Below are 13,682 nucleotides of genomic sequence, written 5' to 3'. Positions count from 1 at the left end.
AAGGAAGCTCAGCGATACTGCCGTTCGTAGCGATGCCCGAGACCGGTCAGGATTTCGTAGGAGATGGTGCCGGCATCGCGTGCGATGTCTTCGAGTGTCTGGTTGGGCCCGAGGACCTCCACCAGGCTGCCGAGTTGCAGGCGCTCCTCCGGCAAGGCGGAGATGTCGATGGTGATGCTGTCCATCGACACCCGGCCGACGATCGGCAAGCGAACACCGTCGCAATAGACCGCACCCCGATCGCTCAGGCTGCGCGGCAGGCCGTCGGCATAGCCGGCGGCAATTGTGGCAAGCCGGGTCGGGCTTGCGGCGACATGGCTGCCGCCATAGCCGACGCGCGCACCGGTCGGCACTTCACGCGTCTGCACCACCGCGACATCGAGCTTGATGACCGGCTCCATCGGGTTTGGGTGACCATCCGTCGGAGCCCCGCCATAAAGCGCGATCCCCGGCCGAACCAGCACGCCGTGATAGGCTTCACCCAGGAAAATGCCACCGGAATTGGCGAAGCACAGCTCGTATTCCGGAAACTCCGCTGCGATGCGCCGGAGCTCGGCAAGCTGGCTGCCGTTCTGCTCGCTCAAGACGTCGTCGGCAGAGGCCAGGTGACTCATGACGAACTGGATGTCGATCATGCCGCAGGTCCGCAGCATTGAGGCGACCGCCGGTCGTTCCTGCGGTGGGACGCCGAGCCGCGACATGCCCGTGTCGAACTGCAGCGCCGCCGGGAGCCGGCGGTTGAGATTTACCGCCGCACCGGCCCATTGCCGCAATTGCTCAAGGGAATTGATCACCGGTACGATGCCGTCGTCGGCGCAGGCGAGTTCGTTGCCCGGCTGCAGGCCATTCAGGACAAAGATCATCGCATCGCGGCCAAGCTGCGGTCGCAGGCGCCGAGCCTCTACGAACTGGGCCACGAAGAAATGCCGGCAGCCATGGTCATAAAGGCGCGCCGCGACCCGGTCTGCGCCAAGCCCATAGGCATCCGCCTTGACGACGGCTGCGGCCCGCGCCGGCGCAATTTCAGACACCAGCCGGTCGTAATTGCGAACCAGCGCCGCAAGATCGATCGTGAGGTAGCCCGAGGCGCCGCCCTTGATCGCTTTCTGCTGCGTATTTTCCCTGACTGCGCCGTCCATGGCCGAGCCTCCCAACCTGTCCGGAGGGTAGTGAAACGATCGCAGAATTGTCGACGAATTATCGATTGATCGTTGCGCTAGTTCGTGATCTTTGAATGAAACGATCACGAAATGGAATAATCTGCAATGACTGCGCTCGACACCATAGACCGCAATATCCTGCGGCTGCTGCGCCTGGATGCGCGCCGGAGCAACGCCAGCCTCGCAAGCGAGGTCGGGCTCTCGCCCTCCGCCTGTCTGAGGCGGATAAAACTGATGGAACAGTCCGGCGTCATTCGCGGCTATACCGCCCTGGTGGACACCTCGAACGTCGAGGCCACCATTGCCGTTATCATCAACATCACGCTGGACCGCCAGACGGAGGACTATCTCGACCGGTTCGAGGCGGCGGTACGACGACATCCCGAGCTACGCGAATGTTTTCTGATGACCGGTGGATCAGACTATCTGCTGCGCGTCGAAGTCGCCAATGCCGGCGAGTTCGAGCGCATCCACAAGGAGATTCTCTCGGCCTTACCGGGGGTCTCCAGAATCCATTCGAGCTTTGCGATCCGCAACGTTCTTGCGACACGCCCCAAGGTACGTCGATAGGCTGCAGTCCCGGAACCCGCGCGGCCGTCCCTAGCAGAGCAGGAGGGCGACGGGCATCGAGGCGAGGAGATAGGCAAGCCCATCCTCCGCAAGACGCTCGCGCAGGCTGTGCGTGATTGGCAAGTTATACCTCGCCTGGGACGATCGAGCGTCGAGCGTTCCTATATGAAACAGAACGAATATTCCGAAGGTGGAAATTTGCGAATTCTGCATTCTATTTTCTCTTGCAGGTTCGTTAGCGTTCGTTTTTAATCAGCGCACTTTCGCTGCGAAAGTCAGGCGCGACTGATTGAGGAGGATCAACGCGACTGAGCACCGAGACTTGTCGTCTCAATATTGGGAGGAATCGCCATGACAGTTTTGAAATGGACGCTTGCGGCCACATCTGCGATGTCAGTCTTCGCCGCCCCGAACGCCTTCGCGGCGACGGAGCTTGCCTGGTGGCACGCAATGACGGGCGCCAACAACGAAACCGTTGAACGGCTTGCGAAGGAATTCAACGAAAGCCAGTCGGAATACAAGATTGTCCCCGTCTTCAAGGGCACCTATGGCGAGACGCTGAATGCGGGCATCGCTGCGTTCCGCTCCAAGCAGGCTCCCGCGATCCTGCAGGTGTTCGACGCCGGCAGTGGCGTGATGTTGGGCGCCGAAGGTGCCGTGGTCCCCGTGGCGGAAGTGCTTCAGAAGGGCGGCTACGAGTTCAACAAGGACCAGTACCTGCCGGGCATCGTCGCCTATTATTCCAAGGCTGACGGGACCATGCTGTCCTTCCCCTTCAACTCGTCGTCCCCGATCCTCTATTTCAACAAGGACGCCTTTACGAAAGCCGGCATCGATACCGACAAGCCACCGGCCACCTGGCCCGAGGTCTTCGAAGCGGCCAAGAAGATCAAGGCGAGCGGAGCGGCAAACTGCGGCTTCACCTCGACCTGGCTGACCTGGATCCAGACCGAAAACTTCTCGGCCTGGAACAACGTGCCCTACGGCACGAACGAAAACGGGCTTGCCGGGCTCGAAGTGGAACTGAAGATCGACGCGCCGCTCTTCGTCGACCATTTCCAGTCGATTGCCGATCTCGCGAAGGACGGCACCTTCCGCTACGGCGGCCGCACCTCCGAGGCCAAGCAGCTGTTCATGTCGGGCGAGTGCGCGATCCTGACGGAATCCTCCGGAGGTCTCGGCGACATCGTCAAGTCGGGCATCAACTACGGTGTCGGCGAGCTTCCCTATTATGAAGGCCATGGCCCGCAGAACACCATCCCCGGCGGCGCAAGCCTCTGGGTCTTCGCCGGCAAGAGCGACGCCGAATACAAGGGCGTGGCCGAGTTCTTCCACTTCCTCTCGAAAACGGAAACCCAGGCGCAGCTTCACCAGGTCTCGGGCTACCTGCCGGTGACGCTTGCAGCCTACGAGGAAACCAAGAAGTCCGGCTTCTATGAAAAGAACCCGGGCCGGGAGACGCCGATCAAGCAGATGATGGGCAAGGCGCCGACCGAAAACTCCAAGGGCGTCCGCCTGGTCAACCTTCCGCAGGTTCGCGACATCCTCAACGAAGAGTTCGAAGCGATGCTTGCCGGCCAGAAGGATGCCAAGACGGCGCTCAGCGAAGGTGTCGTGAAGGCAAACGCTGCGATCAAGACTGCGATCGGCAACTGACCTCCAGACGAAATGTCCGCATCGCCCGCAAGGCGGTGCGGACTGGTTTTTGATGGGGAGGGGAGACCATGCAGTCCGTCGTATTTCCAAACAAGGTGCTGCCGTATCTTCTGCTGGCACCGCAGATCGTCTTGACGATCATCTTCTTTTTTTGGCCGGCAAGCCAGGCGCTCTATCAGTCGGTGCTGCGCGAGGATCCGTTCGGCCTGAAATCCGGCTTCGTCGGTCTCGCCAACTTCCGGGCGATCCTCGCCAATCCCGACTATCTGCATTCGCTCAAGGTCACGGTGGCCTTCAGTGTTGCGACAGCGCTGTTGTCGATGGCGCTCGCGTTGCTGCTCGCAACGGCGGCCGACCGGGTGGTGCGCGGGCGCAACGTCTACCGCACGCTCCTGATCTGGCCCTATGCGGTTGCCCCGGCCGTGGCCGGCATGCTGTGGCTGTTCATGTTCAACCCGGCGATGGGAACCTTCTCTTACATTCTGCGCCGCAATGGCTTTGCGTGGGATCCGTTGCTCAACGGCAACCAGGCGATGTTCCTGGTGATCGTCGCGGCAGCCTGGAAGCAGATCAGCTACAACTTCCTCTTCTTCGTCGCAGGCCTGCAGGCGATCCCGAAGTCGCTCATAGAAGCGGCAGCCATCGATGGCGCCCGCGGCACCAAGCGGTTCTGGACCATCGTCTTCCCGCTGCTCGCGCCGACGACGTTCTTCCTGCTTGTCGTCAACACCGTCTACGCCTTCTTCGATACCTTCGGCATCATTCACGCGGTCACCGGAGGCGGCCCCGCCAAGGCCACGGAGACGCTCGTCTACAAGGTTTACAACGACGGCTTCGTCAATCTCGACCTCGGTAGCTCGGCTGCCCAGTCGGTGATCCTGATGGTCATCGTCATTGCGCTGACAGCGTTCCAGTTCCGCTTCGTCGAGAAGCGGGTCCACTATTCGTGAGGCGCCGATGATCGAGAATCGTCCCATATCAACTGCGATCAGCCACCTGATACTCGTCATCGGGATCATCATCGTCGCGCTGCCAATCTATTATACCTTCGTCGCCTCGAGCCACAGTTCGATCGAGATCGTGCGGCCGCCGATGTCGCTAGCTGTCGGAGATCACCTCGTAGAGAACTATCGGGAGGCCGTCGGCGGCGGCGTCGAGCGCGTCGTCGGCGTCAGCCTCGAGCGTTTGCTGTTCAATTCCACCGTCGTTGCGATCGCGATCGCCGTCGGCAAGATCGTCATCTCCTTCCTGTCGGCGTTCGCGATCGTGTTCTTCCGCTTTCCGCTGAAGATGCTGTTCTTCTGGATGATCTTCATCACCCTGATGCTGCCGGTCGAGGTGCGCATCCTGCCGACCTACAAGGTGATCGTCGATCTCGGCCTGATCGACACCTATGCGGGGCTGACGCTGCCGCTGATGGCTTCGGCGACGGCGACGTTCCTCTTTCGCCAGTTCTTCCTGACGATACCGGGCGAGCTGGTGGAGGCGGCGCGCATCGACAATGCCGGTCCGTTCCGCTTCATGAAGGATATCCTGCTGCCGCTTTCGGCAACGAACATCGCGGCGCTCTTCGTTATCCTCTTCATCTATGGCTGGACCCAGTATCTCTGGCCGCTGCTCGTCACCAACGACGCGAAGATGAACACGATCATCATCGGGCTCCGGCGGATGATCGATTTTACCGACGCCTCGACGCCCTGGAATTATGTGATGGTGACGGCGATCCTTGCGATCATCCCGCCGATCCTCGTCGTCGTGCTGATGCAGCGCTGGTTTGTCAAAGGTCTTGTGGAGACAGAAAAGTAATGGCTGAAATTACCCTGAAGGACGTCCGCAAGACCTATGGCACGGTGGAAGCGATCAAGGGCGTTTCGCTCGACATCAAGGACGGAGAGTTCGTCGTTCTTGTCGGACCGTCCGGCTGCGGCAAGTCCACGCTGCTGCGCATGATCGCCGGGCTCGAGAACATCAGCGGTGGAGACATCCTGATTGGCGGACGTCGGGTCAACGATGTCGAGCCGGCGGAACGCGACATTGCGATGGTCTTCCAGAACTATGCGCTCTATCCACACATGACGGTGCGCCAGAACCTTGCCTACGGGCTCAAGAACCGGAAGACCCCGGCGGCCGAGATCGACCAGCGCATTGCCACGGCCGCAAGGACGCTCGAAATCGAGCCCTATCTCGACCGCAAGCCACGGCAGCTTTCGGGCGGCCAACGGCAGCGCGTTGCCATGGGGCGGGCGATCGTTCGCCAACCCGCCGCGTTTCTGTTCGATGAGCCGCTGTCGAACCTCGATGCGAAGCTGCGCGGGCAGATGCGCATCGAAATCAAGCGGTTGCAGCGTTCACTCGCAACGACGAGCGTCTACGTCACCCATGATCAGATGGAAGCGATGACCCTTGCAGACCGGCTTGTCGTCGTCAGCGCCGGCCGCATCGAGCAGGTCGGCACGCCACTGGAGCTTTACGAGAAGCCCGCAACCACCTTCGTTGCCACTTTCATCGGCTCGCCGTCGATGAACCTGCTGCACGGCAAGAATTTGTTGGCAGGATGGTCGCTCGCCTCGGACGCGGCACGCCCGAATGGCGATTACACGCTCGGCGTCCGTCCGGAAGACATTTCGCCGATGTCAGCCGACGCCCCGGCGCGAGCCTTCGAAGCGACGGTTCGCATCGACGGCATCGAACTGGTCGGCGCCGAAAGCCTCATACACGGTCGCCTCCAAAACGGAGACGAGTTGGTCTTTCGCGTTTCCGGGCGCGCGCGCAACGAGATCGGTGACGAGGTGAAGGTTGGGGCGAGCACCGAAGCGCTCCATATGTTTGATGGTAGTGGGAACCGGCATGGATGATAGCCGGAAGGTCGGCGCGAGATCAGCAGAGGTTCGTTGATCTCGCGAGCGTAAACTGTTGAATTGTTGGAAAACATTGGGGGCTATGGTCACGACCACAGGGAACGTAGCTCTTTGGCCTGTGGTCGTTTCTTTCAGGGCGTCTCGCTAAAACAGTCCGAAAGGACGCCCGCAGGCGAGTTCCATAATGTATGTTATGCGACTTAAATTTGTAGAGGGGCGGATTCCATTTTCAAATGCAACGGAGGCAAATTGGCCATCGTTTCAGGGGGATGGATGTGGCCCGCTCTTTTGTGCAGTTGAGTATGGATGAACGCCGAGTCATTGCGCGGATGCATGAGAAGAAGATCAGCCAGGCGGAGATCGCGCGGACGCTTCGTCGCGACCGTTCGACCATCTGCCGCGAGCTACGACGGAATTTCTGGCACGATCGTGAAGTCCCCATTGCCGAGGGCTATTGGCACGTGACGGCTCAACAGATGGCTGAGGACCGGCGTCGGCGCTACCGGAAGCTACACCACCCCGCGCAAGTGCCCCGGGGCTCCAGACGCCGAAGGAGATCTTCAGCCAGTACCTGTTGGCTATGAAGGGTCAAAGCATGTAGGTTTCTCGCGATCGTTGCATTCAATCTGGAACCACCACCGAAAAGTTAGAGCGTCCTGATCCTGCAAAGTTGGAATGTCACTCTCCCCGGGTTTTGATGAGCTGGGAGATTGCGGATGGGATTGATTGCGATGAGCGAGCGCGATCTGCAGCGGATTGAGGTTTTGTCGAATGTGATCGCCGGACGCATGACGCTGATGTCGCCGGCGCACGTGCTTGAGCTGAGCACCCGCAGGTTCGCCGGTTGCTGGATCGGGGCAGCACTGGCGGTGCGGCGTCGATCCGGCCGCACGCTATGACCGTGCGCACCGTATGTTCGGCATCTTCCTAAGACATGTCGTTTTCGAGCTCCCCTGAAGATCGGCTAAAGGGCGCGTGGTGGCTCGGTCGGTCGTCGAGCGCGCGCCGGATGAGCGTTGAAAGCGGGACGTAAAGCTAAAAGATGCTCCGCAAACAGGCGCTTGCGATTGTCAGCTTCAGCTGCGCAACGGAGGCCGACTTCTCTCAAAAGATGACCCGAAGCCTCTGATAAGGCAAGCCAATTGCAAAGCGGCATCGACTGCGGATTGACAGTCGACAGAAATGGGCGGATAGCCCGGATGCCATTTAAGGCTTCAAAGCACCCTGCTTCCGGTTCTAGGGCTTTGGCAGCGATGCCGTTGACGGTTAGATGGGCCAAACCGGTTATAAAGCCGACCCCGGGTTCTCGGCCACCCGGCAAAGCCACAAGAATTCTTCCACGCCGACAATCAGAGGACACCATGGAAACGGTAGAAATCAGCGATCGCAACGACTTTGCCCTTTGGGCCATTCAGCGCGCACAGGAAATCGTGACGGGAGAAGGCGCAGCCTTCGCAATCGCAGCCCAGGGCGCAGACGAAGAAGCCCTGTCGCAAACCGCGGCTGCCCTCGGCAAGGCGATCAGTGAGGCCATGCTCGAGGTTTTCGACGGTCTCGTCGCCTCATAAATTCAGCCTTCGCCGAATTGGCTCTAGTTGCCGTCTCGCGATGCGCATTAGCGGGCGGCACGGGTATGTCCCCGCGAGATCGGGACCAATCTTCAGCGTCCTCAGGCCCGAGCCGAATTGTCGAAGGAAGCCAGCGCAAGCTGGCTCCCTACAGATTGAAGCATTAGATCACGCCGAGCGCGTCCATGGCTTCGGCGACCCGGACGAAGCCGGCAATGTTGGCTCCGAGCACGTAATCGCCGGGGTTGCCGTATTCCTCGGCGGTCTCGGCGCAACGGTCGTGGATCGATTGCATGATGATGGCAAGCCGCGTTTCGGTCTGCTCGAACGTCCAGCTGTCGCGTGAGGCGTTCTGCTGCATCTCAAGAGCCGATGTCGCAACACCGCCCGCATTGGCGGCCTTGCCAGGGGCAAACATGACCCCTGCATCCTGAAAGATGCGAACCGCTTCTGGGGTCGACGGCATGTTTGCCCCCTCACCCACTGCGATGACGCCGTTCTTTACCAGTATGCGGGCATCCTTGCCCGTGAGCTCGTTCTGCGTCGCCGAGGGCATCGCGACATCGCAAGGAACGTCCCAGACGGAGCCGCCCTCGACGTAATGCGCCCTGGAGCCTTTCAGCCTGGCATACTCGGATATCCGCTCGCGGCGAACCTCCTTGATCTGCTTGACCAGTTCGAGATCGATCCCATCCTCATCGACGACATAACCGTTGGAGTCGGAGCACGCGACGATCTTGCCGCCGAACTCCGCAACCTTTTCCATGGTGTAGATGGCTACGTTTCCGGATCCCGATACGGTCACGCGCTTGCCTTCGAAATCGAGGCCCTTGGTGCTAAGCATCCGCTGGACGAAGTAGGTCGCGCCGAAGCCCGTTGCCTCCTTGCGCGCACGTGAGCCGCCGTAGATCAGCGCCTTGCCTGTCAGCACGCCGGCCTCATAGCGGTTGGTGAGCCGCTTGTATTGGCCGAACATATAGCCGATCTCCCGGCCTCCGACGCCGATATCGCCGGCAGGAACGTCGGTATATTCGCCCAGGTGTCGGTGGAGCTCGGTCATGAACGACTGGCAAAATCGCATGATTTCCCCATCCGAACGGCCCCTCGGATTGAAGTCCGAACCGCCCTTGCCGCCGCCGATCGGCATGCCCGTCAGGGCGTTCTTGAAGGTCTGCTCGAAACCGAGGAACTTGATGATCCCGACGTTGACGGAAGGGTGAAAACGTATCCCGCCCTTATAGGGCCCAAGCGCCGAGTTGAATTGGACGCGGAAGCCGCGGTTGATCTGCACCTGCCCGGCGTCATCGACCCAAGGCACCCTGAAGATGATCTGCCGCTCCGGTTCGCAGATCCGTTCTATGAGGGCCTGTTCCGCATAGCGCGGATGCTTGGCAATGACACGCCCCAGACTTTCAAGCACTTCGCGTACGGCCTGGTGAAATTCCAGCTCGCCGGCGTTGCGCCTCAGCACTTCCGTCAGAATTGGTTCCAGCTTCTCATCGACATTCAAGATGGTTCTCCTCATGCGCGCAGGTTCTATGCGCAGACCCTCGCGCATTATCGGAAGCAGAGCGGCAAGTGAAGATTTATTTCCCGCGACCATGCAATTCGTGATTGCCGACCTGCGGGCCGGTTTTCCAGGGGAAAAGGTGCACAAGGCGTGACTCTGATAGGCACGCTCAAGATAAGGCGACCGTGCGCGGTCGCCTCTCCGGCAACGCCCCTCTTCCAGGGCAAAGTGCGGTAGCTTCCGGTGATGAAGTAAACGTCACTCCTCGCGGAAGGCTCGAAGCATTTGGTCGGTGAAGGGCTTCGTCAGATAGGAGATGGCCGTGCGCTCGTCCGTCTGGACATAGACTTCGACCGGCATGCCCGGCATCAGCTTGCGGTCGCCGAGCTTGTCCAGCGCCTGGGTGATGTCGACCGTGGCGAGATAGTAGGGTTGTCCGGTGGCGCGATCGATCGTCGTTGCGGCGGCGACCACACCGACCCGGCCATCGAGTTCCGGGGTCGTGCGCTGGTTGAAGACGGTGAAGCGCAGGCGGCTGGCCTGGCCCGGTGCGATGCGGTCGATGTCGGCCGGCGGGATGCGGATTTCGACAGTAAGATCATCGTCCTCGGGCACGATCGACATCACGCTGGCGCCGGGGGCGATGATGCCGCCGATCGTGTGGACCTGCAGGTCGTAGACGAGACCGTCGACGGGAGCACGCACGTCCATGCGCGACAGTCGGTCGCGGGCGGCGACCTCGCGCTCGCTGAGTTCGGCGATCTTCGCCTCGATGCCGACGATCTGGGTCTGGGTTTCCTTGCGGATGTTCTGGTCGATGGCGAGTAGCTTGATGCGCAGTTCGCTGATCTGCCCGACTGCTTCCGCGATCCGCGCGACGAGTTCGCCCTTGGATCCATCGATGCGGGCCATCTGCCGCAGGAGATCGCGGTGTTCGGAGACCGGCACCAGGCCGCTCTTCAGCAAGGTCTCGAGCTTGGCGATCTCCTTCTCGACGATTTCCCTTTCGGCGTCGCTCGAGCCGGTTTGGGCTTTGAGGCCGCGGATCTGCTCCTCGAGCTGGGTGATCTGCAGGCGCATCTGTTCTTCCTGGCTGGTGATCATCCGGCGGTTGGCCTCAAACAGCTTGAGTTCGCTGACCTTCAGCACCTCGCTGACATCGAGGCCATCGAAGGAGACGGCCGTTTCGCCATCCCGTTCGGCCTTCAGCCGGGCTCGCATAGCGTAGAACTGCTGCAACTGACCGCGCACGATCGCAAGCTCTACCCGGGTCTGTGTCTCGTCCAGGCGGATGAGCACGTCGCCCTTCCTGACCTGGTCGCCGTTGCGCACCGCAATCTCGGAGACGATGCCGCCGTCGCGGTGCTGGATGAGCTTGACCTGCTGGGAGATAGCCACCTGGCCTTGGGTGATCACGGCCCCGGAAAGCCGGGCATGGGCGGCCCACCCACCGACGCCGAAGAGCAGAGTGGCGGCAAAGGCGGCGGAGACGACGATGCGCGAGGTGATGCCGAACTGGCTGCTGTGCTTCACGATCTTGTCTTCGGCCTTGGTGGTCCTGCTCTCGTTCTCTCTGCTGATCATGGCCTTCTCCCGGTAACGCGTGACAGCTCTGGTTGATGCGGGTGGTGTTGTTTGCGATTGCTTAGACGGCGTCTCTATGCTGCTCCCCGGCCGTCTCAATGGCGGCGAGAATGAAGTCCCGCTCGGTCAGCGCGTGGCGGCCGGCGATCAGGAACTCGAGGTCCTCGTCGCGCTCGAGATCGATGACGGCGCGCACGACCGTGCGCTCGCTGTCGCTGAAAGTCTCGTGATAGAAGGTGATGCGGTTGACCGGCGCCGGGCTGCCGTCGTCGGCAAAGGGCGCAAAGACGAGGCCGCCGATGGCTTCGGCAATCTTCGACAGGTCGATGCGATCGCCGACCTGGAAGTCGCGGATCTCATCGCGCCCCTCCCCGCCATTGGCAAGAGCGGCGAGGCTGCGAAAGACGAAGATATCCGCCCCAGCGCCACCCGCCAGGAAGTTGACGGCATTGCTGGCGACGACGATGTCGTCGCCCTTGCCGCCGATCGCGGATTCGACGGAACTCAGACTGTCGTTGCCGATCTCGACGCCCGTGGCAATGCCGCGGTCGAGATCGATCACCACGGCCTGCGTCGCTGCGGAGGCATCGTAGCGATCATCGCCATCACCGCCGTCGATCGTATCGTCTCCGTCGTCGGTACCGGGCAGGAGGACCACGACGAAGGTATCGTTGCCGTCCTCACCCTTCAGTTCGTCGTCGCCGGCACCGCCGACGAGCACGTCATCGCCGTCGCGGCCACGCAGCCTGTCGTCTCCGTTTCCGCCGAACAGCATGTCGTCGCCGCGACTGCCGGAAATCCGGTCGTTGCCGCGCCCGCCGACGATGATCTCGAAGTCTTCGATGCGATCCTCGCCGATCTCCTCGCCCTCGGCGATGCCGGTCTCCATATCGGCGAGAACCGCCTGCACCAGCGCGGACAGATCGAGCGTGTCGATGCCATCGCCGCCGCTATAGGTGTCATCGCCGTCATCGTCAGCGTCGCCGCTGCCATCGAAGGCGAGCACCAGGATCGTGTCGTTGCCGGCGCCTCCGGAGACGACATCGTCACCCTTGCCGCCAATCAGCGTGTCGTCGCCGGCATTTCCAGCAATCACGTCGTTGCCGTCATTGCCGATCAGCGTGTTGCAGCCCTCGTCGCCGGTGATCCGGTCGTCGCCGGAACCGCCGATCACGCCTTCGATGCTCTCGATCGTATCGGAGCCGATTTCCGTACCTGTCGCAGTGCCTGCGGCGAGATCGATGACAACCGTCTCCTGCGCGCTGCTGGCGTCGAGCGTGTCATGGCCTTCGCCACCGGAATAGTGGTCGTTACCGTCACTGGCGGGCGGCGATGCGCTGCGCGCTTCCTCGGCGGCAAGGCCGGTGACGATGACGTCGTCGCCGGCACCGGCAAGCACTGTATCCTCGCCGGAACCGCCGGTCAGCCGGTCGTTACCGGCCCCGCCGTCGACGAGATCGTTGCCGGCATCGCCATCGAGTACATCGCGACCCTCCTCGCCAAACAGGCGATCGTTGCCAGCGCCGCCGGAGAGATAGTCGTCGCCGGCCTCGCCAAGCAGGATATCGTCGCCTTCCTCGCCATAGAGATGATCGTCCCCCGCCCCGCCGAACAGGATGTCGTTGCCGCGCCCGCCAAAGAGGCGGTCGTTGCCGGCTTCACCATAAAGCGTGTCGTTGCCATCGCCGCCGAGCAGCGTGTCGTCGCCGCTGCCGCCGAGGATGATGTCGTCGGACTCGCGGCCATAGACGATGTCGTCACCGCCAAGGGCCGCGATGATGTCCTTCTGCGGCGTGCCGCGCATCACGTCGTCGCCCTCGGTGCCGCGGATCTCGTTCGCCGGCCAGTCCATCAGCGTCATCGACGCGCCATTGACGGTACGGCCGGTGCCATCCGAAACCGAATAGGTAAAGGTCACTTCGCCGAGATCGCCGCGCTCCGGCGTATAGAGCCACATGCCCTCGCCGTAGGAGCGGATCGAACCATTGGATACCGTCAGGTTGGCGATCGACAGCCCGTCACCATCCGGATCGACCGTGTTGGCGAGCAGGTCGTTCAACAGGATGACGGCCGAGAGGTTCATCAGGCCGTTGGCGAGCACATTGCGTCCGGTGACCACAGGCAGGCGATTGCTGCGGGCACTGCCGTCGTCGTCATCGTCACCATCGCCGGGACCACCAGGACCACCGGGCTCGTCATCGTCGTCGTCATCGCCCGGGCTACCACCTTCATCGTCACCGCCATCGCCCTCCTCGCCGCCGGGTGGCGAACTGCCGAAGGACGCCAGACCGGGGAAGTCGAAATCCAGCGGACCGTTGTCGTTGGCGGGGCGTGCGCTAGTCTTGTAGGGCCGCTCGTCGATGAGGTCGGTCGTGGGCTGGCCGTCGTCGAAGGCAAGCCGCACCGATGAGCGCAGGCGACCGAGCTTTGCCGGGATGGCTTCGTCCGGAAACGCCAGGTCTTGCAGCAGCGCCTGAACGTAGGCGGCGGCATCCTCGATCGCCCCGAGCGCCCCGGACATGTCGAGCACGTCGCTCGGCTGGCCGGGACCGACAGGTGCGGGATCCGGGTCGTGCTTTGCCGGTTCGCTTTCGCCTTCCTTGCTGCCGAACACCGAACCGAGTGCGCCGAGGAACAGCGCCGACAGCACCAGCCGCCCACGCTTGCGCTCGGGTTTGTCGGCGATCGCGTACCGGTTCATCGGCGCGATCGCCTGCTGACTGTCGGGGCGCTTCAGGATGAGCTTTTCGTCCATGACATCCTCCTCGGCCTGCGG

11 protein-coding genes and 1 pseudogene are annotated in these 13,682 nt (G+C 61.8%); 8 read left to right on the top strand and 4 right to left on the bottom strand.

Annotated elements, in window-relative coordinates; all coding sequences use genetic code 11:
* Positions 1-8: 8 nt before the first annotated feature.
* Positions 9-1,139 (bottom strand): alanine racemase, encoded by a 1,131-nt coding sequence (gene alr, locus IB267_RS23595; protein ID WP_192449834.1) that lies wholly within the window; start codon positions 1,137-1,139, stop codon positions 9-11.
* Between the two features lie 126 nt (positions 1,140-1,265).
* Between alr and IB267_RS23590 the strand changes: the two genes are divergently transcribed.
* The 8 genes and pseudogenes from IB267_RS23590 to IB267_RS23555 all read left to right on the top strand — a co-directional run bounded on the left by IB267_RS23590 (position 1,266) and on the right by IB267_RS23555 (position 7,812).
* Positions 1,266-1,730: an Lrp/AsnC family transcriptional regulator gene (locus IB267_RS23590; protein ID WP_192449833.1), complete on the top strand. Its 465-nt coding sequence runs from the start codon at positions 1,266-1,268 to the stop codon at positions 1,728-1,730.
* A 351-nt stretch (positions 1,731-2,081) separates the two neighbouring features.
* Entirely contained in the window at positions 2,082-3,386 is a 1,305-nt protein-coding gene (gene ugpB, locus IB267_RS23585) for a sn-glycerol-3-phosphate ABC transporter substrate-binding protein UgpB (protein ID WP_192449832.1), read from the top strand.
* A gap of 68 nt (positions 3,387-3,454) precedes the next feature.
* Positions 3,455-4,336: a sn-glycerol-3-phosphate ABC transporter permease UgpA gene (ugpA, locus tag IB267_RS23580; RefSeq protein WP_192449831.1), complete on the top strand. Its 882-nt coding sequence runs from the start codon at positions 3,455-3,457 to the stop codon at positions 4,334-4,336.
* Between the two features lie 7 nt (positions 4,337-4,343).
* A complete protein-coding gene (gene ugpE, locus IB267_RS23575; protein ID WP_192449830.1) occupies positions 4,344-5,192 on the top strand; it encodes a sn-glycerol-3-phosphate ABC transporter permease UgpE in 849 nt (282 codons plus the stop codon).
* The gene (locus IB267_RS23570; protein WP_192449829.1) at positions 5,192-6,241 is read left to right on the top strand and encodes a sn-glycerol-3-phosphate import ATP-binding protein UgpC; all 1,050 of its coding nucleotides are present in this window, start codon (positions 5,192-5,194) and stop codon (positions 6,239-6,241) included. The genes ugpE and IB267_RS23570 overlap by 1 nt, the downstream gene beginning before the upstream one ends.
* Positions 6,242-6,477: 236 nt before the next feature.
* Complete coding sequence (locus IB267_RS33785) at positions 6,478-6,828, top strand: helix-turn-helix domain-containing protein (RefSeq protein WP_371742615.1); 351 nt, start codon at positions 6,478-6,480, stop codon at positions 6,826-6,828.
* Positions 6,829-6,960: 132 nt separating this feature from the next.
* Positions 6,961-7,142, top strand: a pseudogene (locus IB267_RS23560) (ISNCY family transposase); the annotation flags it as partial.
* Between the two features lie 463 nt (positions 7,143-7,605).
* Positions 7,606-7,812 carry a hypothetical protein gene (locus IB267_RS23555; protein ID WP_043612491.1) on the top strand — a complete coding sequence of 69 codons (207 nt, stop codon included), beginning with the start codon at positions 7,606-7,608 and terminating at the stop codon, positions 7,810-7,812.
* 163 nt (positions 7,813-7,975) lie between these two features.
* Here IB267_RS23555 and gdhA read toward each other — a convergent pair whose 3' ends face one another.
* The 3 genes from gdhA to IB267_RS33825 form a co-directional block, all read right to left on the bottom strand.
* Positions 7,976-9,322 carry an NADP-specific glutamate dehydrogenase gene (gene gdhA, locus IB267_RS23550; RefSeq protein WP_192449827.1) on the bottom strand — a complete coding sequence of 449 codons (1,347 nt, stop codon included), beginning with the start codon at positions 9,320-9,322 and terminating at the stop codon, positions 7,976-7,978.
* A gap of 258 nt (positions 9,323-9,580) precedes the next feature.
* Positions 9,581-10,906: an HlyD family type I secretion periplasmic adaptor subunit gene (locus IB267_RS23545; protein WP_192449826.1), complete on the bottom strand. Its 1,326-nt coding sequence runs from the start codon at positions 10,904-10,906 to the stop codon at positions 9,581-9,583.
* A gap of 61 nt (positions 10,907-10,967) precedes the next feature.
* Positions 10,968-13,661 (bottom strand): calcium-binding protein, encoded by a 2,694-nt coding sequence (locus tag IB267_RS33825; protein ID WP_192449825.1) that lies wholly within the window; start codon positions 13,659-13,661, stop codon positions 10,968-10,970.
* Positions 13,662-13,682 lie beyond the last annotated feature (21 nt).

Origin of the sequence: Ensifer sp. ENS09 (assembly GCF_014852425.1) — a bacterium.
Lineage (GTDB): Bacteria > Pseudomonadota > Alphaproteobacteria > Rhizobiales > Rhizobiaceae > Ensifer.
Note: the sequence above shows the minus strand (reverse complement) of the source record. Positions and strands in the feature narration are given on the sequence as shown.

Bases quoted from the DNA above. Each gene is read 5' to 3' on its own strand.
- ugpE (WP_192449830.1), top strand. From the start codon at position 4,344: ATGATCGAGAATCGTCCCATATCAACTGCGATCAGCCACCTGATACTC.
- IB267_RS23590 (WP_192449833.1), top strand. From the start codon at position 1,266: ATGACTGCGCTCGACACCATAGACCGCAATATCCTGCGGCTGCTGCGC.
- ugpB (WP_192449832.1), top strand. From the start codon at position 2,082: ATGACAGTTTTGAAATGGACGCTTGCGGCCACATCTGCGATGTCAGTC.
- IB267_RS33825 (WP_192449825.1), bottom strand. From the start codon at position 13,661: ATGGACGAAAAGCTCATCCTGAAGCGCCCCGACAGTCAGCAGGCGATC.
- IB267_RS23555 (WP_043612491.1), top strand. From the start codon at position 7,606: ATGGAAACGGTAGAAATCAGCGATCGCAACGACTTTGCCCTTTGGGCC.
- IB267_RS33785 (WP_371742615.1), top strand. From the start codon at position 6,478: ATGCAACGGAGGCAAATTGGCCATCGTTTCAGGGGGATGGATGTGGCC.
- alr (WP_192449834.1), bottom strand. From the start codon at position 1,139: ATGGACGGCGCAGTCAGGGAAAATACGCAGCAGAAAGCGATCAAGGGC.
- ugpA (WP_192449831.1), top strand. From the start codon at position 3,455: ATGCAGTCCGTCGTATTTCCAAACAAGGTGCTGCCGTATCTTCTGCTG.
- IB267_RS23570 (WP_192449829.1), top strand. From the start codon at position 5,192: ATGGCTGAAATTACCCTGAAGGACGTCCGCAAGACCTATGGCACGGTG.
- IB267_RS23545 (WP_192449826.1), bottom strand. From the start codon at position 10,906: ATGATCAGCAGAGAGAACGAGAGCAGGACCACCAAGGCCGAAGACAAG.